The following is a 22,332-nucleotide window of genomic DNA, read 5'->3' as shown; positions in this document are numbered from 1 at the left end:
CCTCAGCGCTGCGGCGGATTGCCGTACAGCGACATAAACCAGTCCCATACGCCCAGATGATAGTCTTTAAAGATATCTATATGCAGGGCGGATTTAATCATATACAGCGCCAGCAGCACCGATGCGGTGCAAAACAGCAGGCCGATGACGATCAGCAGGGTGATCAGCGCGTCGTACCAGCGCGGGTGCTCCCGGGGCCGCCGGCGCAGGTCGCGGCCAAAGAGGAACACGAAATAGAAGCGGGCGTGGAAGAAAGGAAAGCCGTGGCGGATGTCAATGCGGTGCCGCGAGGAGAGGGTCATGGCGATCACCGCCTCTTCCAGCGCCCGCTTTTGCTCCGCGCTCAGACCCGCCGCGACGTCCGGGTCCAGGGATTGATAAAAGTAGGTGACAGCCCGCGGCTGTTTGGTCTGGGTATCCACAGTTAACCTATTGAATGATTGGCTTGATGATAGACCCGTAGCGTTTGGTCAGCGATCTGCTGCCAGTCGTAGCGGGTGAGCAGCGAACGGTAGTCCTCGCGCGGCAGCGCGGCGCGCTCCCGCAGCGCGGCCGCCAGCGCGGCGACGTTGCCCCGCGGGAAGTAGGCGTCGGGCGACAGCCCCACCTCTTGATTGGCCGGAATGTCGCTGACCAGCGCCGGCAGGGAGTAGGACATCGCCTCCAGCAGGGCGATCGGTAGCCCCTCATGGTAGGAGGGCATCACGAACAGCGCCGCCTGGGAAAAGACCGCCTGCAGCGGCTCGCCGCGCAGAAAGCCGGTAAGGACCACGTTAGGGGTCTGGTGCGCCAGCCGTTTCAGCCGGCGGCTATAGGCATCCGGATGGTCGGCATCCCCCACCAGCACCAGCGGCAGCGTGACGCCGCTGAGGCGGTAGGCGTCGATCAGATCATGCAGCCCTTTCTCTTCGACAAAGCGCCCGACCGCCACCAGGTATCTCCCGGCCTGCAGTCCGTATGTCGCCAGCGTATCCCGGGCTATCTGGGACGGCAGCGGCGCCGGGGCGCAGACCCCGTTGGGGATCAGGTGGGCATCGCCGCGGCCATAGCGTTGGCGAACCAGCGCCTCGATGCCGGCGGAGATGACGATCACCTGATTGGCGTAGCGGACGGCCAGGCGTTCCCCCAGCATCAGCATACGCCGGGCCAGCCAGCCCCATTTTTGCCGCTGGTAGTCGGCCCCGTGGTGGGTGAAGACCACCTTGAGCCCCATCAGGCGCAGCAGCGGCACCACCAGGCCGGGGCCGATGGCGTGCACATGGACCAGATCCGCGCCGTGAAGGCGACAGTAGCCGGCCGCCAGCAGCGAGTGGACAATGGCTTCGAGGGCGCGGCGTCGGGGGGCCCACAGCGCGCGGATCTGCACGCCGCGGTAGGCGCCGCGGCGGAAGCTGACGTAGGGGGCGCGCGCCAGCACGCAGATATTCAGGGCGGCCCGCTGTAGGATCGCCGGGTACAGCCGCTGGCAGTGGGTCTCTACGCCGCCCTGCACGTTGGGGATCCCGCGGGTTCCCAGTACGATTATCTTATTCTTCATGATGTTGTCCGCGCAGTAATCGTTGATAGAGCGCCAGCAGCGCCTGGGTGTGCTGATGCAGCGAGAAATGGCGGCAGAGGCGGCGGCGACCATGCTCTCCCAGACGTCGCGCCAGCGCCGGATCGTCCGCCAGGCGGCTCAGCGCCGCGCTCAGCGCCCGGGCATCGCCGGGGGGGAACAGCAGCCCCTCGACGCCGTCGCGGATTTGCTCCGGAATGCCGCCGATATGCGCCCCGATCACCGGTTTACCCTGGGCCATAGCCTCCAGCACCGCCATTGAGCAGTTTTCATAGCTTTCGGAGGGGACGACGATCGCCCGGGCGCCGCGGATCAGGGTATCCAGCGGCGCCCCCTGCTGGCAGTAGCCCAAAAAGTGCGCCGTCGGAAAGCGGGAGGCGAGCGCGTCGAACAGCGGGCCGTCCCCGGCGATATTCAGCGGCAGCGGGTGCGCCATCATCGCGTGGGCCTGCGCCAGCGTCGCGACCCCCTTGCCTGGGCTGAGCCGGCCGACGAACAGGAAATAGCCCTGATCCTGACCCGCGCTAAAGGGCTGGCTGTCATCGAGGCCGTTGGGGATCACCGTCATGGGGATCTGCGGCAGGCGGCGCTGGAGCAGATCGCGGAGAAAGCGGCTGGGCGAGACGATCATATCGAGCTTTTGGTAGTCCCGCGCCAGATCCTGCCACAGCGCCTCCAGCGTCAGCAGCAGGCTTTTTGTCGCGGAGCCCTGCTGGCAGCGGTAGCGAAAGGCGTTCCATACCGTGCCGGTCAGGCAGGCCTCGCAGGGGTGGCCGTCGCGCAGGCAGGAGTAGGCCGGACAGACGATTTTATAGTCGTGGGCGGTGAGCACCGTCTTGCAGCCGAAGCGCTGCGCCACGCCGATCAGCGCCGGGGTCAGCTGGTGGTAAATATTGTGAAAGTGGACGATATCCGGCCGCTCTCGCTGCAGGAGCGCCTGCAGCTGACGGCAGGCCTCGCCGTTGCGGATAAAGCGCCAGGCGGTTTTCAGCGCCTGCGCGACGCCTGCTTGCCGGTGGTAGTCCACGTTGGAGACAAAGTTCGCCGCATAGGCGGAGGGGGCGTTGCGCGGGTGCTGCATGGAGAAGTCGATCACCTGAACCCCGGCCCGCCGCAGCCCATCGCGCTGCTGAAAATAGACGGTTTCCGCGCCGCCTTTGATAAAGAAGAATTTATTGACCAGAACGACCTTCATAGACGTCCCTCCGCGACGCGTTCCCGGCACGCCGGCGGCTGGCGCGGATCGCGCTGTGGGCGCAGCAGGCCGCGCAGCAGGCCGGCGGCAAACAGCGTCAGGGTGACAACGCTGAGGGCACCGTCGGCCAGCGAGCGGCTTTGCAGGCTTTTACGCAGGGTAAAGGCGGCCAGCGGCAGCAGCATCAGCAGCAGAGGCCACGGGCTAAACCACAGGGCGGGCAGGGTCAGCAGCAGCGCCAGCAGGTAGAGCGTAAACAGCAGCTCGTTTCTGACGCAGCGCAGCGCGGCGCCGACGTAGGGCTTGCCCCATGCGCTGCGCAGCAGTTCGCCGGGCCCCCATAGAAAGCCGCTGCGCCAGCGGTATTTCAGCATCGCCGCGGTCGGCAGCGCGTGAGAGCGATGGCGAAAGTAGGGGATGGCCAGCCGCCGCAGGCGGTAGCCCGCGGCCCCCAGACGCATGCCCAGCTCGGCCTCCTCCAGGCCGTGCAGATTCCGGTTGGTCAGGTAGCCTATCTGCGCGATGGCGCTGCGCCGATACAGGCCGCCGCCCCCCAGGTGATCGCAGTCGCCCAGCGGGTAGATGCGCGCCAGACGCTGCCGGCGCGAGCGAAAGTCATGGTTGGCGGCGTCATCCATCTCGACCTGGCCCGCTACGCCGGCGTAGTCGGGATGGTGGGATAAAAAGTCGACCGCGGCGTCGATAAAGCCGGGGGCGAGGATCATGTCGCCGTCCAGCAGCAGCAGATACTCGCCCTGGCTAAACAGGTAGCCCATCTGGTGGCCGACGCCGCAGCAGCGATCTGCTGGGTGGGTCAGGGTGATCACCCGGGCCCCCTGCGCCAGCGCCAGCGCGACGGTAGAATCCGTCGATAGGCCGTCGGCGACGATGATCTGGTGAGGGTAGTCGGCCAGTTGGCGCCGTACGCTGTCAATCGTGGCCGCGATGCCCTGCGCCTCGTTAAAGGTCTTAATGCTCACGGTGATAAACGGGCGCTCAGTCATTGGTCGCCTCCCGGTAGTGGCGTACGCCGCGTCGGATCACCAGCAGGGCGCCCAGCGCCAGATAAAACAGACATTGCAGCATGGGGATGATCATCAGTATTTGACTGTAGGGCAGGCTGAGCAGGCAGCCAATGGCAAAGATCGTCAGCGCCGGGGCGCTGCTCAGCAGATAGCGATCCGCGTCGCTCAGGCCCGTCGGCGAGAGTAACGGGCGGGGCCAGGTCGCCGCCAGGATAGCGACGATCAGGCCGATAAACAGCAGGGTGCCGACGATACCGACCTCCCACAGCAGCATGCTTAGGGAGGTGGCGTCGAGGATCAGGTTAAACAGGGTGTGCAGATAACCGGCGGAGACGCTGCTGCCGCTGTTGGTCGCATTGAGTCCGTAGCCGAACAGCTGGCTGGAGATGCCCCATAGATCGTTGTTTTGCAGCCAGAAGAACAGGGTGGTCAGACGCCCCAGCTCGCCGGATGGCATGATGAAATGGGGATCGACGATATAGCCCATGGAGTCAAAAAAGATGGCCAGCGCGCTGCGGCCCTGCTCGCCGCCGAAGGCGGCGGTGTAGCCGGAGGCGAGGACCAGGATCGCCAGCGCCACCAGCAGCAGCGCGCCCAGCAGGATCAGCAGCAGGGATTTCAGGTTGATCCGCCCCATGCCGCGCAGGTAGCTGGGCATCACCCAGACCAGCAGCAGCAGCAGCGGCGCCAGCAGAATGACGAACTTGACCTCGCCGACCACGCACAGGGCAAAGGCCAGCACCACGTGAAGCAGCGCCGAGCGCAGGGAGATGACGCCGTGACGGTACGCCGATACCTTCAGCAGCATGATCAGCAGGCAAAATAGCCCCAGGGCCGCGGTGTTGCCGCCCCCCATCGGATCGCCGCCGAAGGTGCCGACCACCGCGTCCCACATCTCGCTCTCGCCGCGCAGGGCGATGCGTTTGGGCAGAATAAACAGGATCTGGATGATCACCAGCGGAAACTGGGCGTAGAACACCCAGTCCAGGCTGCGCAGCAGGCGGTAGACCTGCGACTCGCGACAAAAGCCGAGCAGCAGACTCATCGCGATCAGGGAGAGGGCCAGCTCGTTTTTGAACCCGACCAGGGTCACCGTCAGCCCCCCCTGCAGCAGGGTAGAGATCGTGCTCAGCGCCATAAAGGCTAGGTACAGCAGCAGGATAATCCGCTCCGGCAGCGTCAGATCCAGCCGCTCGGTGCGGTTTTGCAGCAGCATCAGCACGGGGATCGCCAGGGTCATAAAGAAGGGGATCCACAGAATGGCGCCGATGCCGCTGAAGTATTGCGCCGTACCGCAGACGATCAGGGTGATATAGAGGTACGCCTGTAAATAAGTGCCGGTATTCAGGCGCATGGCGTCACCCCTTGCTGGCGCAGCTGCTGCGCCCGTCGGTTCATGCGCCGGAAGATAAAGCCATAGCGCAGCAGCGTCAGGCTGGAGAACAGCAGCAGGCTGACGCCGTAGCCTGGTCCCAGGGCCGGCAGCGCCAGCAGCGCCAGCAGAATAATCGCCAGCTGATCGAGTTGGATCCGCAGGAAATAGGCGTGGGAGCCAAAGATCAGCTCAATGACCGTCAGGGGGCTGATGGCCAACGCGGCGAACAGATAGGGCAGCATATAGCGGGAGGTGGGGATGGAGTCGGCCCAGCCGTGGCCCAGCCCCAGGTGCATCACCGGCGGGTAGAGCGTGGCCACTCCCAGTACGGCGGCGCCCCCCAATCCCAGCAGCAGCAGGCGAATTCGCCGGTATTCTGCGGCGTTGAAGCGCCGCTGGCGGAAGTCGGCCGACCAGCGGGAAAAGATGGCGCTGCGCACCGCGTTGCCGGCGATCATCACCGGCGCCAGACAAAAGCGGCTGACGATGGCGAAGTAGCCCGCCGTCAGCGACGAGAACCAAAAGTTGATCAGGATAATGGGCAGGTTGTTGTTGGCCATGGCCAGCACCTCTGCGCTGCCGACCCGGCTCAGGTGGCGCCAGTGGGCGCGGGCGAAGGCCAGATTGGCCGCGGGGGCCAGCTGGCGGCGGGTGAGGCGTTGGTGGCGCAGGCGGCGCAGCAGGCAGATCAGCATCAGCAGCAGCATGGCCAGCGTCCAGCCCCAGTAGAACTGGGCGGGGCTGCGCGTCAGCAGCAGGGCGGCCACGACGACGCCGGACATCGCCAGGCGCTGCAGCGCCAGGGCGCGGTAGTGCCCATCGCGCAGGCACAGGTTTTCGGCGATCAGCACCAGGGCGTAGCTCCAGGTCAGCAGGTAGAGCTGGAGCGGACTGCGCTGAAAGAGCCAGGCGCACAGCAGGGCATAGGGCAGCGCCAGCAGCAGGCTCTGCAGCAGGCAGAACGCGACGTTCTGCCCCAGCGTCTCCGCCGTTTGGCGCGGGATCAGCAGCTGTGAGGCGAAGGTACTGACCTGGGCACCGATCAGCACCATGCTGTACATCAGGCCATAGGTGCCGACCTCGCTCATGCCATAGCGGTGGGAGACCAGCCACAGGGAGAGGGCGCCGATGAGCTGGGAGAGCACCGACGATCCGGCCAGGGTGGAGATGCCGCGCAGCAGGTTCATGGTTTTGTGGCCGGCAGCGTCAGGGCCATGCCCACGCTGAGCGCCCGCAGCGCCTCGCGGCTCTCCAGATTGGCGCGGGTGACCCGGTTAAGGATGACGCCGGCCTGGGGCAGTCCGTCCAGCGCCGCCAGCGCGTGGATCAGCGGCGGCGTAGGGAGGCGGCCCGCCTGAACCACCGTCACGCAGGCGTCGGCCAGCGCGGCGCCCAGCCGGCTATCCTGAGCCTGGCTCAGGGCCGGCAGGTCGATGACGATCTGCGCGTAGCGGCGGCGCAGCTCGGTCAACCGCTGCGCCAGCTGCGGCGAGGAGAGCAGCAGCAGCGCAGAGCCGTTCAGGGTACCGCGCGGCAGGAAATCCAGCTGCCCGCTCAGCGGGATGCACGGCGGCGCATCGGCGTCGCTCATCACCCACGGGGCCAGGCCGGCGTCGCTTGCCGGCGCCAGCGCGGTCGACAGGCCGTCGTCATTGAGATAGTCCATGTCGATCAGAAGGGTTCGACGATCCGCGCTGAAGGCGCGGGCCAGCAGCGCGGCGCACAGCGAGCGGCCCTCGCGGGCGTCGGCGGAGACCAGCGCCAGGACCTGTGCGGGCGATGACGCCAGCAGCAGACGGGTGCGCATGGCATACGGCGCCTCGGCCTCGGCGGGATTGCTCATGATGGCCTGCGCCAGCCGCGCGCCATCGCCCGCGTCGTCAAAGACGCGCAGCTCGCCCAGGGGCGTCAGGCGCAGTCGCCGGGCCAGCTGGCTCAGGGTGTAGATCCGGGTATCCAGCGCGGCGCGCACCACGCTAAACAGCAGGGCGATCGTCAGCGCCAGTGTGATGACCATGGCCAGCAGCAGCGTCCGGTTGGGTTTGGCGGGGTGCACCGGGGCGATCGCGGGATCGACGATCTCGGCGTTGGCCTGCTCCAGCGAGTCGGAGAGGGTCAGCTCCTGCGCCCGCTGGTAGAGGGATTTATACAGCTCTTCGGTTTTGTTCAGGGTCGTCTGCATGGAGTTGTAGCGGTCGCGCTTGGCCGTCAGCCCCTGAAAATCGACTTTTTGCTGCGTCAGCATCTGGCGATAGCGGCGCTCGTCATCCTGAGCCGCCAGGTATTGGCGGTGGATCCCCTCGACCAGCTCCGTCAACACCTGATGCAGCTGGCTCTGCACCGCAGCGACCTGGGCCTGGGCCTGGCGGATCTGCAGGTGGTCTGGCCCATAGCGTTTGCGCAGCTCGTACAGGCTGCGTTCGGTCTGGATCAGCGCAATCCGCAGATCCTGGATCTGGGCGTGGTCGGCAATCGCCGGGACGGAGAGGGCGTTCTCCAGCGAGCCGGCGACGGCCTGGCGTACCTCATCATACTGCGCCTGGGCGGCGATCCGCCGCTGGGTGGCGTCGGCCAGGCGGTTGGTGACGATGCCCAGCTCTTCGGTCTGAAAACCGTCCACGCCGCGGAAGGTCAGGATCCCCTGCTGCTTGAGGTAGGCCTCTATCTGCGCCTTTTGGGCGTCCACCTGCGCGCGAACTTCGCGCATTTGCCGCTGGTTCCAGTCGCGCGCCGCCAGGGTTTTTCGCTGCTTTTGGGCGACGTTTTCCGCCAGATAGGCCTGCGTTACCGCATTGGCTATCTGCGCCGCCTGGCTGGGCGAGGTGGACTCATAGGCGATGCTCACCAGCTGGGTGCCGCGCACGCCGCTGACGGTCAGGTTCTGTCGCAGGTGCTCCAGCGCATTCGCCTGGCGCAGGCGGAGGCTCTCCGGGCCGTCGTCGCGCAGGCCGCCGTTAAAGGCGGGATCCTGCAGCAGCCCCTGCGTGTTGATCACCCGCATCAGTACGCTGCGGGACTGCATCAGCGCATACTGGGTCTGGTAGTAGTCGCTGCGCGAGGCATCGTAGCCGGAGACCTGCGGCAGCGGGGTGATGTTATCCGGCTGGGCCTTGAGCAGCAGCGTGGCGTGCGCCGTATAGTGCTGCGGCAGCATCCGGATCAGCGGGTAGGCGAGCAGCCCGGCGACCAGCGCGACCAGAAGACACTTCCCGCCCTGGCGGCGCAGGGCGCGCACCAGCGGGGCAAAATCGATACTGCTTTCGCGCTGGCTTCCGCGCGCTACCATGGATTGTCTCATAGGCTAAAAGAAACTCATGCCGACGATGACGGTGTCGCCGGGCTGCACCCTGTGGGTCATGGCCACATTTTTCAACAGACGGTCGCTGCCGGCCTGCCGAATGCTCAAGTCGCCGTGATCGGCGCGATCGGTGAACCCGCCGGCCAGCGCCAGCGCTTTCTCTACCGTAAGCCCCGGTTGGTAGGCATAGCCATCGGGGCGCTTCACCTGGCCCAGAATAAAGAAGTCGCGGAACTGGGCGACGCTGACGGTTACCATCGGCTGGCGCAGGTAGTCGCCGCGCAGGCGCTCGGTGAGCTCAAGGGCCACCTGCTGCGGGGTTTTGCCGCAGAGCGTCAGGGTGCCGATATAGGGAAAGTTGAGGGTGCCGCTGCTGTCTAGCGTCAGGCGCATGCTCATCTCCGGCTCACCGGCGACCAGAATATTGACCGTGTCCCCGGCGCCCAGCAGGTAGCGGGGCTGCGGATCGGGCGGATCCTGCAGGGGGGGCGTTGAGCTGCAGGCCGTCAGCAGGCAGCCGACCAGCAGCAGGGCGTTCCGTTTTATCCATTTCACGTTAAATCTGCACCTTTGCCGTAAACATAATCAGATCGTTGTCATAGCCGAGGGTCCTCTCCACCGGCTGATCCTCATCGGGGCCGATATAGAAGAGGTCGCTGCGCTTAGAGGAGCGCAGCGTGTCGCGCATGTATTTGAGTTGAAAGCAGATGGATGGGCGAAAGTCATAGTCCAACGCCAGCGATAGGATCGCGTTGCGATCGCGGCGGCTATCCGCCTGCTTTTTGTAATCCTCAGTGCGATAGCGGTAGTCCAGCGTGGATGACAGCCGGTTACGCCACAGATCCTGAGTATAGGAGAGTCCGTATTCGGACACCAAAATATAGCCGCCGACCTGGGAGGGGTCCTTGATGCGCTGGGCGCTGTGCAGCACGACGCTGCGCTGCGGATGGGGCTGCCAGCGCGCCGAGACGTCCCAGTTGAGGCCGCTGAAGGGGCGGGCAGGGTCGGCGTTGAAGGTCTTATACAGCCAGGAGACGTTGGCATCGATGGCGCTGTTGCCGGTCAGCTGGCTTTTGACGCCGTACAGCAGAGAGTATTCGTTGCTGTTTTTCTGGCCATTGCTCCGGTAGTAGCGCTGGTGGGTCACCAGGCTGTAGCGGAAACGCGTCTGGGGGCTGTACTGGTCGAACAGCTCAAGGGTTTGCCCGTTCTCGTGCCACTCCTGCTCGCGGATATAGTTATAAAACGCGTCGTCGGCCTGCTGCGCCTGGCGGGTATTGCCGTAGCGCAGGCGTCGGTAGGAGAGCATCATCTCCGCCTTGCCGCGCCCCTCATCGGCGCCGTAGCTGTAGCGCAGCTGACCATCCTGCAGAGTGGTGCGCAGCGGGGTGGTGATCCCGTAGCGGATGAACTGCTGCGGCAGAAAGCCCTCGCTGATGCCGCGTCCGCGCAGCTCGTGGCCCAGGGTATCCTGCAGGGTCAGCGTGAGCCCCTGCATGGCGCCATAGCGCCAGCGGGCGAGCAGGCCGAGATCGTGATCGCGGTAGTCGTCTGCGCCCGCCTGGCGATAGCGGCGGTAGTCGCCGCGGTAGTGGAGCTGATAGCGATCCTGCCCGCGCTCGGCGAGCGCCTGTAGCTGCGGCCGGACGCCCCAAAAGGCCGCGTTGCGGGCCGGCGCTACCGCGGGCAGATAGGTCACGTTGCCCATGTAGCCGCGGTCGATGGCCAGCTGGCTCTGAAAATCGATGCCGGCGATCCCGATGTGGGACTTCGGCGTCAGATCGGCCCAGCTGACCGGGGTCAGCCCCAGCCCGGTCAGCAGTAACAGGCTAATAGGCGTTCTCATGCCTAAAGCCGTTAAAGAGAGTAAGAAAAATGATTTTCAGATCCAGCCACAGCGACCATCGCTGGATGTAGTCGATATCGTACTGGACCCGCCCCTCCATTTTGTCCAGCGTGTCGGTCTCCCCGCGGTAGCCGTTAATCTGCGCCAGTCCGGTAATACCCGGTTTAACCTTGTGGCGGATCATGTAGTTATCGACCAATCGGCGGTACTGCTCATTGTGCGCGACGGCGTGCGGGCGCGGCCCGACGATCGACATGCTGCCCTGCAATACGTTGATAAACTGGGGCAGCTCATCCAGCGAGGTGCGGCGCAGAAAGGCACCGAAGGGGGTTACCCGCGGATCGCCCTTGGTTGCCTGCATGACGTTGTCACCATTCTCCTGAACCCGCATGGTGCGAAACTTCCAGACGCTGATATGTTGACCGTTTAGCCCATAGCGCGCCTGCTTGAACAGCACCGGGCCGGGCGAGGTGAGCCGGATCACCAGCGCGATCGGCAGCATCAGCGGCGCGATGAGCAGCATGATCAGAGTGCCGAGGATCAGATCTTCGATGCGCTTGGTCAGCGCGCCCGGGCCGTCAAAGGGAGAGGCAAAGATGCTGATGGCCTGAATGTTACCGATCATCCGCAGCTGGGAGACATGGGTGCTGTAGGAGTAGAGATCGGGCACGATATAGGTGTTGGCCGTGGTGTCCGACAGCAGAGAGAGAAAGTGGCGGATACGCTCCAGCGCGACCATGGGCAGGGCGATATAGACCTCGTCGATGCGGCCCGCCTTGGCCTCGGCGATCAGGCGGCTGACGGCGCCCCGGTAGGGGCTCTTGGTCAGGTAGCTAAAGCGCCCCGCGCTGCGATCGTCATAGAAGGCCAGGTCGAGACGCATGTTGGCGTACTCTTTGAACAGCGCTTTTTCTACCGCGAGTCCGCCGGGCGTCAGGCCGAGAATGGCCACCCGCACCCGGGTGTGGCGCATGTGGATAAAGCTCAGCAGGCGCAGCAGCAGCAGGCCGGAGAGCGGGGCCAGATACCAGAACAGCGAGGTCATGACGTCGGGGCCCAGAAAGGGGTGCAGATAGTGTCTGAGCAGCAGGTAGTGGAACACCAGGTAGATGGCCTCGATAAAGGCGATGGTCAGCAGCAGGGTCGCGGCCAGGCGAGATATTTCGGTGCAGTTGATCTTTTTGATCCGGTGCAGATAGATGCCGGTATATTCACCGATAAGTAAGAACGAGAGTGAAAACAGCAGGCTAACAGTGATGGCGACGTTGAGCTGGTCACTGAGCCAGATCCAGGCGCTACCGATAAGGCAGAGGTTAATCATCAGAAAGTCGGTCACCCTGACCAAGGGGGTGGCGATGCCATAGCTGACTTTCAATCGTTTGTTTTGCATTGAATTATCGCCTAACGGGGATGATTAATTCTGTCGGTTTATTAAATATAATCACTGTCTGAACGATGGCAACCGTTCTGCGATCCGGGAAGACGCAGGGAAAGCGTAGCTTACACCGAACAGGACGGCGCCATACATCTTGCGGACTGTGACGCGCTTATCCTTGATAAAAGGCCATGCCGAGATAGTAACATGGTAAATTATGTCGGTAATAAAGTTAATATCAGACTTTTCTTTTGATGTTGCAGGGCGGGCGCCTTGATTGGCGCAGGGCCTGCGGAGGGTACCCGCCGGCCCGGGGGGCTTACAGGGTCAGTTGATAGTGGTAGAAGGCGCGGTCGCGGAGGTAGCCCTGCTCTTCATACAGCGCCTGGGCGCGGGTGTTGTCCGTGCCGGTATCCAGGCCGATAAACGCCGCGCCGCCGTCGCGGGCAAAGGCCTCCGCCCGCTGCATCAGCGCGCGCGCGACGCCGTGACGGCGCGCCTGCGGTGCGACAAACAGGTCGTACAGCAGCCAGGTCGGCTTCATCTCCAGCGAGCAAAACAGCGGGTAGAGCTGGGTAAAGCCGACGCACTCTCCCTGCGTATCGACGGCGTAAAAGATCACCGACTCGGCGTTAGTCAGGCGCTGCTGCAGATAGCGCAGGGTCTGTGCCGGGTCGGAGGGAACGTCATAGAACTGGCGATAGGCGATAAACAGCGGGTTGATGCGTTCGGCATCGGCGGGGGTCGCCGGGTAAATCGACATGGGATATCTCCTTTGGATCCGCGGCAGCAGCGCCGCTGCGACGTGCTGTGTGAGTAAAGCGTCGCCAACGCGACGCGCGGGCGACGAAGGGGCGATCGCCCCTTGACGGCGCAACCGGGCTATCGCGTTGTCGAGTGTGCCGGGGTTGCGTGCGCTAAACTGTGTCTTTGTGTAACCGGGCGCGAATTTAATTCAAGGCGCGGCTCGGTGCTTATTTCATGGGCCTCAACGTAGCGGCGCGGCGTTAATCAACGGCGGCTCATAGCATAATTTTATACTTATTGTAGAGCCTCTCCAGGCTATTTTTTATTGCGCGCGCTCTTTTTTCAAAAGTTAACTTTTGGTCTTGAATTATTACTGCGTTGTACTAGGTTTTTAATGCAGGACTTATTTCACAAGGAGATTATCATGTTTAAAAAGGCATTCGCTGTTGCTGCATTGGCCGCCGGTGTGGTTTCCTTCTCAGCGCTGGCCGCAGACACTGCGGTAGTGAAGCATGAGGATGCTGCGCAGCACCATGAGGCCGTGGTTAAACACCATAAAAAAGCCGCCAAGCTGCATGCGGAAGGTAAGCACGAAGAGGCGAAGAAAGAGTCTCACATGGCAACGGAAAAATCGAAAGCCGCGCATGAAAAAACGATGATGAGCAACGAAGCGACGCAGAAACAGTAATGGTTTAATGATGTTCGGTGGGCGGCCAAAGGGCCGCCCATTTTTTTATTTTTTTATTTATCTAAACATGCGCGCCGAATAGCGGCGCGCATTATGTGAATACTCCCGGCGGAAATCATGCGCTTTGTGCCGGGAGCATCGTCTCAGTGTGCCGGGCCGCAGACGGTGAAGTACTTGTTCTTCAGCCAGACGATGGTGTCGTCATTCAGGGCGTAGATGGCGTAAAACTTATTGTCGCGCAGCGGCGCCGTTTGCTCAGCGCAGAGGACATTCAGCCGATCGCGGTAGTCCGGCCCCCAGCCGGCGTCGATATTGCTGATGCCGTAGGAGGCGATGATGCGCCGGGCGGTCCAGTTATAGGCCGGGCTGAACATCATGTCGATCAGCGCCTGATGTTCGACGATCTTCTGGGTTACCGGCGCGGTATCGGGGTAGTTGTTGAGCAGGATCTTACCGTGGCCGGTGGCGTTAAGGGAGAGCAGGTCATAGCTCAGCCAGCCAAAGATGCGGGCCTCATAGTCGCGCTGATTGCGTACCGCGTTGCCGTACTGGAAGCTGAAGGCCAGAAAATAGAACAGCGGCAGGGTGCACAGCGGCAGCCAGGCGGGGCGCCAGCGCGCCAGTACCTGGTAGACGGCGTGGGCAAACACGAACAGGGTGGCGGAGAAGCCGCACAGGACGCGGACGTCGGTCACCCCCTCCTTCAGCAGGAACAGCGGCCCCAGCAGGGCGATAAACAGCACCAGCGGCGAACAGAGGATCAGCAGCAGCGACAGCAGCCTGCTGAGCGTCAGGGGCTGGGCGCGCCAGAACTGCGTCAGGCGCAGGGCAAAGATCCAAACGACGCAGAGCAGCGCCGGGTAGAACAGGAATTTCAGCTCCTTGCTGAGGACAAAGGTGAGCAGCTTTTTCAGCATCAGCCAGTCCTGGGTCAGCCAGAACAGCGCGTCCTGGGCGCCGATCATGTTGCCGCGGTTACCGCCGCCCAGCGCCAAGAGGTGGTCGATGATCAGAATGTACAGCGAGTTGGTGAGCAGCATGACCACCGCCGCCCAAACGGTCTCCTGCAGCGGGCTCCGCTCGACCTTGAGAAAGTTGATCATCAGGTTGGCGCCGTACAGGCCGATGAAGATATTGGCGCACGGCTGGTAGAGCGTCAGGGCGCAAAACAGCAGCAGGGTCGGCAGCAGGTAGCTGAGCAGACCGCGGTTACGCGGGCAGAAAAAGGCTAAGATCGAGAGCGCCAGCGCGACCACCATGGGAAAGCTGTCGTATTTGTAGGAGAGGTTTTGCAGGAAAAACGGGTTAAAAAATAAAAGGATATAGGGTGACAGCGCGGCGATACTGAGGGTGCCCTCGGCGCGACGCGCCGCATACACCAGCGTCCAGGCGAAGAACAGCACCCCGAGGAGCAGGGTCAGCGGTGCGGTGTCGGTCAGCTCGTACAGGTTGAAGGTAAACAGGCGCATCAGCAGATCGGCGCCTGGGCGTCCTAAGGTATACCAGGGCGCGGCCGGGTTCAGAATGCGCTCGGTGTCGTCCCGGTAATAGACGTTGGCCAGGATGAGCGGCACCACGTAGAGCAGCAGCAGCGCGATGATAAACAAAAAGGCATCTCGGTTCGAGAGCGGCCGCTTCAGCAGATGGTTCATTTTCTTCCCTTAAGCTCTTTGACAATGAAACGGGGCCGTTGCTTGGTTTCCACGTAAATTCGCCCGATATATTCGCCCAGCACCCCGATGCCGATCAGCTGGATACCGCCGAGGAACAGAATAACGGCCATAATCGAGGGATAGCCGGGGACCGGGTTGTCAAAGATCAGCGTTTTGATTATCACGTACAGCGCGTAGAACAGGGAAAACGCCGCAATCGAGGTGCCGATATAGGTCCACAGCCGCAGGGGGATGGTGCTGAAGGAGGTGATCCCCTCCAGCGCCAGGTTCCAGAGCTTCCAAAAGTTAAACTTGCTGCTGCCGGCCACCCGCTCATGGCGGGCGTAGGTGACGACGGCGGTTTTAAAGCCAACCCAGCTGAGCAACCCCTTCATGAACAGGTTGCGTTCGTGCAGCATCAGAACCGCATCGACCACCTGGCGGCTCATGAGACGGTAGTCCCCCACGTTCATTTCGATCTTGGGGTTGGCTATCTGGTTGTGCACCCGGTAGAACAGGCTGGCGGTCAGGCGCTTCATCAGCGTGTCCGAGGTGCGATCGATGCGCTTGGCCAGCACCACGTCCGCGCCGTTGCGCCAGCGGGCGATCAGCTGTGGAATGAGCTCGATAGGATCCTGCAGATCGACGTCGATAGGGATTATCGCCTCGCCGGTGGCGTACTTCAGCCCGGCGAACAGCGCGGCCTCTTTGCCGAAGTTGCGTGAAAAGTTGACCATAATCACCAGCGGATCGTCATCGATTATTCCGGAGATGACCTCTTCCGTCCGGTCGCTGCTGCCGTCGTTGACGAAGACGATTTCGATGCGGTAGGGCGCCAGATCGTCACACTGCCTTACCGCGTCGTGAAACAGGGGAATAGCGCTCTCTTCGTTGAATACCGGGACTACCAGGGATATTTTCATTACGCCGCGCTCCGGAAGACGATGTATTTGGAATAGAAGAAGCCCATGATCAGGCTGATCAGCGAAAAGGCCATGACGGTGAGCAGCGGCGCAATATGCAGCCGATCGCCGAGATAACCGGTCAGCCAGCTGAGAAATCCCATAAAACTGGTGAACAGCAGATAGCGCTTCAGGGTGGGGCGATCCTGAAAGGTGAAGCGGGCATTACAGAAAAACGAAAAGGTGACGGCGACGATAAAGGCATACAGGTTGCTGAATGACTGCGACAGGGCCGCCTGGCTGTGCAGGGTAAAAAACACCGCCCAGTGCAAGGCGGTATTCAAAATACCGATCATGACATATTTGATAAACATCGTCGGGACGTCCTGCCTTAGGCTGAGGAGTGCTTATTTGAGTATAGAGAAGATTGACGACTCTGCCTCTTCGCGGCGCGCGGCGGTGCGGTCGCTTGTCTGAATGGCACGACGCCGAGGGCTCGACGGTTAACTAAATGATGATGCTCTATTTTTTATTGAGCGAACTGGTAGAGGGTTCAAATGTTATCTATCCTTTATGATAGGGAGCGCCGCGGCGAATAATAGGCGGATAACATAATGGATAAGCAGGTTGGTATTAGCGTAGGTTTGGCATTGTTATTTTGTACTGCGCCGCTGGCGGCGCAGGCCGATCAGGGCGGTGGAACGCCGCCGCCGGTAAAGGTGTTTACCACCCCATGGGCGCGTCTGTTCTCCGGCAGTGAGGCGACGTTTTCCACGGCGCTGACCTACAGCATGCCGCTGTCGCATCAGTGGATAAATGTGCCGGTGAACGACACCCAGAGCGAGATGCGTAATATCGTCAACCAGCGCATGCTGGCCAGCTTTCAGTATTCACCGCTGAGCTACTTTTTTGCCAATATGACGGTGCGGGTCCCGCTGCAGGATCTCAACCGCTATCAGACTGACTTTGTCTACAGCTTTGGCTATGACGACTGGCATCCCGGCACCTTTAGCCTGGTATACAGTAACTATGGCGATAACAACCATTTTTACCCCCAGCAGGGGCAGCGGCGGACCTATATCGAGCAGGGAACCATCACCGCGGCCTATAAGTTTGCCCTGCCGGAGAGCTGGAATAAGCATCTGCTGCTGTTCCCCCAGGACAGCCTGTCCTGTCAGGTGGGCTACAGCTATGGCCCACGCTACTACTCCCTGCAGGACAATCAGATGAAGCGTGGGAAAAATACGCTGCTGGGCAGCTGCGGCTATACCCTGAAGCAGCACTACTTTCTGCGCGTCTCCGCGTTTTACTACCCAGACCGCGGGCAGCAGCAGCCCTGGGATTCCGACTATAGCTACAGCGTGGGCTATGTCTCCGGCTATGAGCCCGGATCGCTGTCGATTCACTATGATAACTACAGCGGCACGCGCTATGCCTGGCGCGGCGATCGCAACGCCAACTTCCGCCAGGGCACCCTCAACCTGAGCTGGACGCTGCCGTTTTGAGCCCCGCGCGTCGCTAGCGCGGGATCGGTGCCTGCACCTCGATACGGTAGCTGTTTTTCCCCAGCGGTTCCCCCTGCGCATCATACAGCGTGGCGTAGAGCCACATATCCTGCTGGTCGCGGGGGGTTACCGTCAGCTGGCGCAGCCGCTGTCCGCTGTCGGCGGGCAGGGCAAAGGTCAACGCCCCCTGATTTAACACGATACCGCCCTGACGCAGCTGCCAAACTAGGCGGCTGTTGGGGTGGGCGCGCCAGGTATCGTTAATGGCCCACAGCGCGATCTGCCCCGGCTGGCCGGGGTGCCACTGCAGGGTGATCGGCTCAATGGAGGGCAGAATCGGCTGAAAGGCGCGCTGGAGGGCGAAGTACCCCGGCTTGGGCTGGCGGGTGTAGTCCACCACCGCCCAGTTGATCGAGGGCCAGCTCTCGCTGAACATGAACTGCATCAGGGTGGTGACCGGCTGAAAGCGCTGGCGGCGATAGCTCTCGGCGGCCAGCTGGATGATGTGCGCCTGATTCTGCTGGGTACGGGTGATAAAGTCGGCCAGATCGCGGCCCCGGTGCAGCCCGGCCAGCCCAAAGGCATTGCCGGGCTGGAAGTCATGGTACATCCAGACCCGCCAGGCGGGATCGCGGCCATCCTCGCTGGCCGGCCAGCGATCCGCCGGGGGAATGATGGTCTGCAGCGTCGGCAGAGAGGGCAGGGCCTGGGCGCCAAATTCGGTGATGATGGCGCTGTAGGCGGGCTTCAGCACATCGGTGACCTTACCGAAGTACCAGCCCTGCCAAAAGTGTTCATCGACCTTCGACCAAGGGTGCAGGCCGCGGGATCTATCCTGTCCCAGCGCCTCGGCGACCCGCTGAGCCAGATTCCGGTTCAGGTCTGGCCGCCAGTCGGCGAACAGATCCTTCATCCACGGGGCGTTGAACGGCGGTTCGTTCTGTCCGGCCCAGATAATGATGGAGGGATGAGAGCCAAACTGACGCACCAGCGCGGTGGCCTGTCGGGCGGCTTCGGCGGCGAAGGCGGCGGAGTCGTCATAGCCCCACTGCAGCGGCATATCCTGCCACAGCATCATGCCCAGTTCGTCGGCCTGACGGTACAGCGCCTGTCCGGCGACGTGGGCGTGGACGCGCACGGTGTTGACGTTGGCGCGCTTCATCATCAGCAGATCGCGGCGATAGTCCGCGGCGTTGACCTGGCCGAGCCAGGGCGAGGCGATGTAGTTGGTGCCGCGCAGGAAAATCCGCTTGCCGTTGATATACCAGGCTTTGGTCTGCGCATTCTGGCTGAACTGGCGGATGCCGGTGATCTGCGATGTGCTGTCCATCACGCCCTGCGCATCGCGCAGCGCGACGCGGACGTGGTACAGCGCGGGATAGCCATAGCCGTCGGGCCACCAGCGGACGACCCGCGGCAGCGGCAGCTGGGCCTCGACCTCGCCGTCGCGCCGCAGGGTCAGCGGCAGCGTCAGGCGGTAGGTGCGCCCGACAAAATTGTAGGGCGTCATCTGCAGCGTCAGCGTGGCCGGCAGCGTCTCCTGGGCGCGATAGTCCAGACGCAGCGCCAGCGAGGCCTGCTGGCCATCGGCGGAGAAAGTCGGGGTCAGCAGCAGATTATCGATGGCGGCCCGGCGGCTGATTTTCAGGCTGACGGGTTGCCAGATGCCGCCGGAGTTCGCATCCTGCCCCTGCGCCGACCAGGCGCCGCCGGGACGCGTGTCGTGCTGGGTCAGGATACCCTTGATGCTCTGTTTGTGCAGCGGCCAGACGCGCCCCGGCGTTTCAAAGGGGCTGTCGACGCGCACCAGCAGGCGGTTGTGGCGCCGCAGCGCCGGCGCCGCGTCCAGTGCGAAGCGCTGGAAATAGCCCTGATGGGCGCCCAGGTAGCGCTGGTTGAGCCAGACGTCGGCCCGGTAGTCGACGCCGTTAAAGATCAGCGTGGCCATGCGGTCTGGCGCCAAGGGCGGCAGGGTAAACTCGCGCTGGTACCAGAGGGCACCCTGGTGATCGACCCCCTGGCTGTACCAGTTGGCGGGAACCCGCAGCGTCCGCCAGGCTTCGCCCTGCTGGCGCAGGGTCTCGGGCGTGCTGAAGGGGGGATTGGCGTCGTGGGTCTGCCAGGCGCCGTCCAGGCTCAGCGTCTGGCTGGCACCGGGGCGCGGCAGCAGACTCAGCAGCAGCGTCAGCGCGGTGATCGGCGTTCGGGTCATGTGCGCTCCTTGGCGTAGTAACGTTAACGTCCTTCCTGGGGCAGACAGCGCCGCGGCCAGTTCAGGGGCTCGCGCAGCTGGCTTTCCAGATAGCCGGGCGGCGGCAGGCGGTCGATCAGCGGGCCGTTGTTCTGCTTATACAGCAGAGACTCCAGCACCATGGCGTTGGTGCTGAGCGTCATCACCGGATTGTATTCGCCGCTGCGCTCAAAGCGGCCTTCGTACCAGCCGCGCCGATCGTCCCGCGGCCAGCGCCCTAGCTGCATCAGGGCATCGGTATAGGGGCTATCCCACAGCACCCACAGGCCGAACAGCGCCCGGGTCGCGGTCAACGCCAGCTCGGGGCGGAACTCTCCCCCCTCCGTCAGTACGTTCCAGGGATAGCCGTTGGCGAAGACGGCGTTATCGACCCGCCAGGGCGCGCGGTTGAGCGCATAGTCTGCGCGCGCCGTCAGGATACCGTCGCGCTGCCAGCGCCAGGCCTGCGCCTGGTATACCGACTGGGCGCGCGACCTGAGATCCTGCAGGGTGAGCGAAGCCTTGCCCGGCGGCGACCAGTTGAACTCCAGACCGGCCAGCAGATAGGGGGTCGAGTCGACGCTGAGGTTGCCGCCGCCCAGGCGGGGATCCCGGTCTGCCGTCGCGATGGAATTGGGGCCGATGATGGCGTGCTTATAGGGCGGCGCCGCGCTGAGCGGGGCATCAAAACCCCACAGCCCCATCGCGGCGGCGGCGTATTGGCTTTGGGCCAGATTGGCGATAGGGCGGGTTTGCCAGTGATTCTGCCGCCACTCGCCGTCCTGCAGCGCCCCCTGCGGGGTCAGCATAGGGCAGAAGTTCCACCCCATGACGATGCGATCGATAAAGCCGCCGTACTGCGGCGCCGCCAGCGTGACCAGCCGCAGCCCCAGCAGCAGGCGGGCGATGTCGCCGGCTGACCAGCCGTCGTCGGCGGGCTGGCGCGCCCCGTTCACCATGGTCAGCCGCTGGCTGTCGTAGTAGCGGTTGGGCAACCCGGCGCCGTTTAAGGGCAGGCGGGAGAGGGTGGCCAGCAGCGCGGAGAGGCGCCGGTCAAACTCCTCGGCCTCCAGCAGCCCCAGCCGCTGCGCCGCGACCAGCGCCACCAGGGTATCGCCCATCTGCGCCGGGGTGGTCAGCGGATAGTTGTCCTGGCCGTTGACCAGCCCGGTGTCGGGCTGGGTGTTGTTCTGGAAATAGCGCCAGGCGATGGTCGCCCACTGGCGCTCGTCGGGGGTAAGCTGCCCCAGTCGGCCCGCGTGGTGCCAGCCTCCCTGGCTGAGGTAGCGCCAGCCCGTCTCCAGCGCCGTCGGCGGCGCCGACAGCGACCAGGCCGTCAGCGCCAGGATAGCGATCGCGGCTGCGCCGATCAGGGTTTTAAGCATGATGCGCTGACCGGCGGCAGTTGGATGGGGGCGTCCAAGGTGCAGGCGGCGCACTGGCAGCTCGGGCAGGCCGGCGCGGCGCGCAGGGCGATCCCCTGCTGTTTACACCAGCTGTTCTGATGGGGCGTCGCCGACAGGTAGGGGCGATTATGGGTCCGGTTGCTTTCATCAAAGGCGTTCAGCAGGGTTTTATCCCACAGCGACGGAGCGGCGCCATCGCCGCCGGCGCGCGCGGGGGCGAACAGGCTACCCTGTTTTTTAAACAGCAGGGCCTCCAGCATGATGCCGTTGTTGTTGGCGGTGAATTCACGGATCGGGCCGCTGCCGTTTTCGTACAGCCCCTCGTAAAAGCCTTTGGGCGCGTCGTTGGCATTCTCAATGGTGCTGAACAGCAGATCGGTATAGGGGGACTGCCACAGCGCCCACATTCCCAGCGCCGCCTTCAGGGAGACGGCCGCATCCTCCGGCGTGTATACCCCTTTGTCGGTGATGGTGTTCCAGTCGTAGCCGTCGGAGAAGACCGTGTCATAGACGAAGTAGGGGGCGCGATCCAGCTGGTGTTCGGAGCGGGCGGTCACGATCCCGGCTATCTGGTAGCGGTTTTCCTGTGCCTGATAGACGCGGTTGGCGAAGTCATGCATCCACGGGTGGTTCTCCTTGCCATCGGCCGCGCGCGCGGCGCCGGCCTTATTCCAGCCCAGCTCGATGCCATACAGCACATAGGGCTCGGTGGTGACATAGTTGTGCTGCTGGGTCGGTCTGGGATCGCGCGCATCGTAGGGGACCAGCACGCAATAAATATCGGCCAGCTGGTAGGGCTCCGCGCGGGAGGCCTGGCAGGTGTTAAACCCCCACAGCTGGAAGCCAGCGGCGGCGTACTCCTCGTAGCCCAGGCGTCCCTCCTGCACGTAGAGCGGCTGATTTTTTCCGTCCAGCACGGCGCCATACAGGGTGCCGCAGGGATCGATGATATGGCTAAAGTCCCAGCGCAGCACCAGATTGTCGATATCGTTGGCGTATTCGGGATAGCGATTTTTGATGATTTTCAGCCAGATCAGCATGCGCCCCAGATCCAGCGCGGAGTAGCCGATTTCGCCCGGCTGGTTGATATAGTTCACCTTCTGGGCGGTTAGGGTGTTATAGGCCTTATTCGGCGCCTGTCCCTGAAACAGATCCAGGTTATTCAGGGTGGCCAGCAGCTTAATCATGCGCTGATCGAAGGTGGCTTTATCCACCAGCCCCAGCTCGCGCGCCGCCGTCAGCGCCGCTATGTACGACGCCGTATCCCACATGGTGGTCGAGGGGTAGGCGTTGGCCGCGTTAACCAGCCCGGTGGTCGGCTGATAGTTGGTGACGAAGTAGGACCAGGCCTTCTGGGCGACCGCCATCTCCTGCGGCGTCAGATCGCCGTGGCGCGGCGGGTAGCCGGCCGCCGGCAGAATGGTTTCAGCTCGCGCGGCGGCGCCGCCCAGGATCAGCAGCAGCGCCAGCCACAGCAAGCCGATCAGGCGCAGGAGGGAACGTGGGTGCGGCATGGGCAGTGACATAGGCATT

The 22,332-nt window shown here is 63.2% G+C and carries 19 protein-coding genes; 2 read left to right on the top strand and 17 right to left on the bottom strand.

Features of this window, described 5'->3' with window-relative positions:
* Positions 1-2: 2 nt before the first annotated feature.
* The 11 genes from BRD58_RS10255 to BRD58_RS10205 all read right to left on the bottom strand — a co-directional run bounded on the left by BRD58_RS10255 (position 3) and on the right by BRD58_RS10205 (position 12,432).
* Positions 3-422 (bottom strand): hypothetical protein, encoded by a 420-nt coding sequence (locus BRD58_RS10255; protein WP_012848795.1) that lies wholly within the window; start codon positions 420-422, stop codon positions 3-5.
* Between the two features lie 2 nt (positions 423-424).
* Positions 425-1,537 (bottom strand): glycosyltransferase family 4 protein, encoded by a 1,113-nt coding sequence (locus BRD58_RS10250; protein ID WP_012848794.1) that lies wholly within the window; start codon positions 1,535-1,537, stop codon positions 425-427.
* The gene (locus tag BRD58_RS10245; protein WP_073382745.1) at positions 1,527-2,750 is read right to left on the bottom strand and encodes a glycosyltransferase family 4 protein; all 1,224 of its coding nucleotides are present in this window, start codon (positions 2,748-2,750) and stop codon (positions 1,527-1,529) included. The genes BRD58_RS10250 and BRD58_RS10245 overlap by 11 nt, the downstream gene beginning before the upstream one ends.
* Entirely contained in the window at positions 2,747-3,754 is a 1,008-nt protein-coding gene (locus BRD58_RS10240; RefSeq protein ID WP_073382742.1) for a glycosyltransferase family 2 protein, read from the bottom strand. The genes BRD58_RS10245 and BRD58_RS10240 overlap by 4 nt, the downstream gene beginning before the upstream one ends.
* Complete coding sequence (locus BRD58_RS10235; protein ID WP_012848791.1) at positions 3,747-5,129, bottom strand: hypothetical protein; 1,383 nt, start codon at positions 5,127-5,129, stop codon at positions 3,747-3,749. Before BRD58_RS10235 ends, BRD58_RS10240 begins: the two co-directional genes overlap by 8 nt.
* On the bottom strand, positions 5,120-6,337 hold the full coding sequence (locus BRD58_RS10230) for a lipopolysaccharide biosynthesis protein (RefSeq protein WP_073382737.1): 1,218 nt from the start codon (positions 6,335-6,337) through the stop codon (positions 5,120-5,122). The genes BRD58_RS10235 and BRD58_RS10230 overlap by 10 nt, the downstream gene beginning before the upstream one ends.
* Complete coding sequence (locus tag BRD58_RS10225) at positions 6,334-8,436, bottom strand: GumC family protein (protein WP_078057738.1); 2,103 nt, start codon at positions 8,434-8,436, stop codon at positions 6,334-6,336. Before BRD58_RS10225 ends, BRD58_RS10230 begins: the two co-directional genes overlap by 4 nt.
* Before the next feature lie 15 nt (positions 8,437-8,451).
* On the bottom strand, positions 8,452-9,003 hold the full coding sequence (locus BRD58_RS10220) for a polysaccharide biosynthesis/export family protein (RefSeq protein WP_015461606.1): 552 nt from the start codon (positions 9,001-9,003) through the stop codon (positions 8,452-8,454).
* A gap of 1 nt (position 9,004) precedes the next feature.
* Positions 9,005-10,294 carry an outer membrane beta-barrel protein gene (locus tag BRD58_RS10215; protein ID WP_015461605.1) on the bottom strand — a complete coding sequence of 430 codons (1,290 nt, stop codon included), beginning with the start codon at positions 10,292-10,294 and terminating at the stop codon, positions 9,005-9,007.
* Positions 10,278-11,684: an undecaprenyl-phosphate glucose phosphotransferase gene (locus tag BRD58_RS10210; protein ID WP_034168245.1), complete on the bottom strand. Its 1,407-nt coding sequence runs from the start codon at positions 11,682-11,684 to the stop codon at positions 10,278-10,280. Before BRD58_RS10210 ends, BRD58_RS10215 begins: the two co-directional genes overlap by 17 nt.
* A 304-nt stretch (positions 11,685-11,988) precedes the next feature.
* Positions 11,989-12,432 (bottom strand): GNAT family N-acetyltransferase, encoded by a 444-nt coding sequence (locus BRD58_RS10205; RefSeq protein ID WP_012848784.1) that lies wholly within the window; start codon positions 12,430-12,432, stop codon positions 11,989-11,991.
* Positions 12,433-12,840: 408 nt separating this feature from the next.
* Here BRD58_RS10205 and BRD58_RS10200 point away from each other — a divergent pair, with 408 nt between their 5' ends.
* On the top strand, positions 12,841-13,104 hold the full coding sequence (locus BRD58_RS10200; RefSeq protein WP_012848783.1) for a hypothetical protein: 264 nt from the start codon (positions 12,841-12,843) through the stop codon (positions 13,102-13,104).
* Between the two features lie 143 nt (positions 13,105-13,247).
* On the opposite strand, the gene BRD58_RS10195 is transcribed toward BRD58_RS10200, so the two are convergent.
* Genes BRD58_RS10195 through BRD58_RS10185 form a run of 3 tightly spaced genes read right to left on the bottom strand, consistent with a single transcriptional unit; the run spans position 13,248 to position 16,032 of the window.
* Entirely contained in the window at positions 13,248-14,756 is a 1,509-nt protein-coding gene (locus tag BRD58_RS10195; protein ID WP_012848782.1) for a glucosyltransferase domain-containing protein, read from the bottom strand.
* The gene (locus BRD58_RS10190) at positions 14,753-15,679 is read right to left on the bottom strand and encodes a glycosyltransferase family 2 protein (protein WP_012848781.1); all 927 of its coding nucleotides are present in this window, start codon (positions 15,677-15,679) and stop codon (positions 14,753-14,755) included. The genes BRD58_RS10195 and BRD58_RS10190 overlap by 4 nt, the downstream gene beginning before the upstream one ends.
* Positions 15,679-16,032: a GtrA family protein gene (locus tag BRD58_RS10185; RefSeq protein WP_069578702.1), complete on the bottom strand. Its 354-nt coding sequence runs from the start codon at positions 16,030-16,032 to the stop codon at positions 15,679-15,681. Before BRD58_RS10185 ends, BRD58_RS10190 begins: the two co-directional genes overlap by 1 nt.
* A gap of 240 nt (positions 16,033-16,272) precedes the next feature.
* Between BRD58_RS10185 and BRD58_RS10180 the strand changes: the two genes are divergently transcribed.
* A complete protein-coding gene (locus BRD58_RS10180; RefSeq protein ID WP_073382728.1) occupies positions 16,273-17,163 on the top strand; it encodes a hypothetical protein in 891 nt (296 codons plus the stop codon).
* A gap of 13 nt (positions 17,164-17,176) precedes the next feature.
* On the opposite strand, the gene BRD58_RS10175 is transcribed toward BRD58_RS10180, so the two are convergent.
* The 3 genes from BRD58_RS10175 to BRD58_RS10165 are packed head-to-tail and all read right to left on the bottom strand — an operon-like array spanning position 17,177 to position 22,325.
* Positions 17,177-19,375, bottom strand: a complete 2,199-nt coding sequence (locus BRD58_RS10175; protein ID WP_073382724.1) for a glycoside hydrolase family 2 protein — start codon at positions 19,373-19,375, stop codon at positions 17,177-17,179.
* Positions 19,376-19,398: 23 nt separating this feature from the next.
* Positions 19,399-20,778 carry a DUF3131 domain-containing protein gene (locus tag BRD58_RS10170; protein ID WP_012848777.1) on the bottom strand — a complete coding sequence of 460 codons (1,380 nt, stop codon included), beginning with the start codon at positions 20,776-20,778 and terminating at the stop codon, positions 19,399-19,401.
* Positions 20,763-22,325, bottom strand: a complete 1,563-nt coding sequence (locus tag BRD58_RS10165; protein ID WP_073382720.1) for a DUF3131 domain-containing protein — start codon at positions 22,323-22,325, stop codon at positions 20,763-20,765. The genes BRD58_RS10170 and BRD58_RS10165 overlap by 16 nt, the downstream gene beginning before the upstream one ends.
* Between the last annotated feature and the right edge of the window lie 7 nt (positions 22,326-22,332).

Origin of the sequence: Edwardsiella piscicida (assembly GCF_001896205.1) — a bacterium.
Lineage (GTDB): Bacteria > Pseudomonadota > Gammaproteobacteria > Enterobacterales > Enterobacteriaceae > Edwardsiella > Edwardsiella piscicida.
This window is presented reverse-complemented; position numbering and strand designations above follow the sequence as displayed.

Coding starts and splice junctions, on each gene's coding strand:
- BRD58_RS10205 (WP_012848784.1), bottom strand. CDS start 12,432: ATGTCGATTTACCCGGCGACCCCCGCCGATGCCGAACGCATCAACCCG.
- BRD58_RS10165 (WP_073382720.1), bottom strand. CDS start 22,325: ATGTCACTGCCCATGCCGCACCCACGTTCCCTCCTGCGCCTGATCGGC.
- BRD58_RS10230 (WP_073382737.1), bottom strand. CDS start 6,337: ATGAACCTGCTGCGCGGCATCTCCACCCTGGCCGGATCGTCGGTGCTC.
- BRD58_RS10240 (WP_073382742.1), bottom strand. CDS start 3,754: ATGACTGAGCGCCCGTTTATCACCGTGAGCATTAAGACCTTTAACGAG.
- BRD58_RS10190 (WP_012848781.1), bottom strand. CDS start 15,679: ATGAAAATATCCCTGGTAGTCCCGGTATTCAACGAAGAGAGCGCTATT.
- BRD58_RS10245 (WP_073382745.1), bottom strand. CDS start 2,750: ATGAAGGTCGTTCTGGTCAATAAATTCTTCTTTATCAAAGGCGGCGCG.
- BRD58_RS10195 (WP_012848782.1), bottom strand. CDS start 14,756: ATGAACCATCTGCTGAAGCGGCCGCTCTCGAACCGAGATGCCTTTTTG.
- BRD58_RS10180 (WP_073382728.1), top strand. CDS start 16,273: ATGGATAAGCAGGTTGGTATTAGCGTAGGTTTGGCATTGTTATTTTGT.
- BRD58_RS10225 (WP_078057738.1), bottom strand. CDS start 8,436: ATGGTAGCGCGCGGAAGCCAGCGCGAAAGCAGTATCGATTTTGCCCCG.
- BRD58_RS10185 (WP_069578702.1), bottom strand. CDS start 16,032: ATGTTTATCAAATATGTCATGATCGGTATTTTGAATACCGCCTTGCAC.
- BRD58_RS10235 (WP_012848791.1), bottom strand. CDS start 5,129: ATGCGCCTGAATACCGGCACTTATTTACAGGCGTACCTCTATATCACC.
- BRD58_RS10170 (WP_012848777.1), bottom strand. CDS start 20,778: ATGCTTAAAACCCTGATCGGCGCAGCCGCGATCGCTATCCTGGCGCTG.
- BRD58_RS10250 (WP_012848794.1), bottom strand. CDS start 1,537: ATGAAGAATAAGATAATCGTACTGGGAACCCGCGGGATCCCCAACGTG.
- BRD58_RS10210 (WP_034168245.1), bottom strand. CDS start 11,684: ATGCAAAACAAACGATTGAAAGTCAGCTATGGCATCGCCACCCCCTTG.
- BRD58_RS10200 (WP_012848783.1), top strand. CDS start 12,841: ATGTTTAAAAAGGCATTCGCTGTTGCTGCATTGGCCGCCGGTGTGGTT.
- BRD58_RS10215 (WP_015461605.1), bottom strand. CDS start 10,294: ATGAGAACGCCTATTAGCCTGTTACTGCTGACCGGGCTGGGGCTGACC.
- BRD58_RS10175 (WP_073382724.1), bottom strand. CDS start 19,375: ATGACCCGAACGCCGATCACCGCGCTGACGCTGCTGCTGAGTCTGCTG.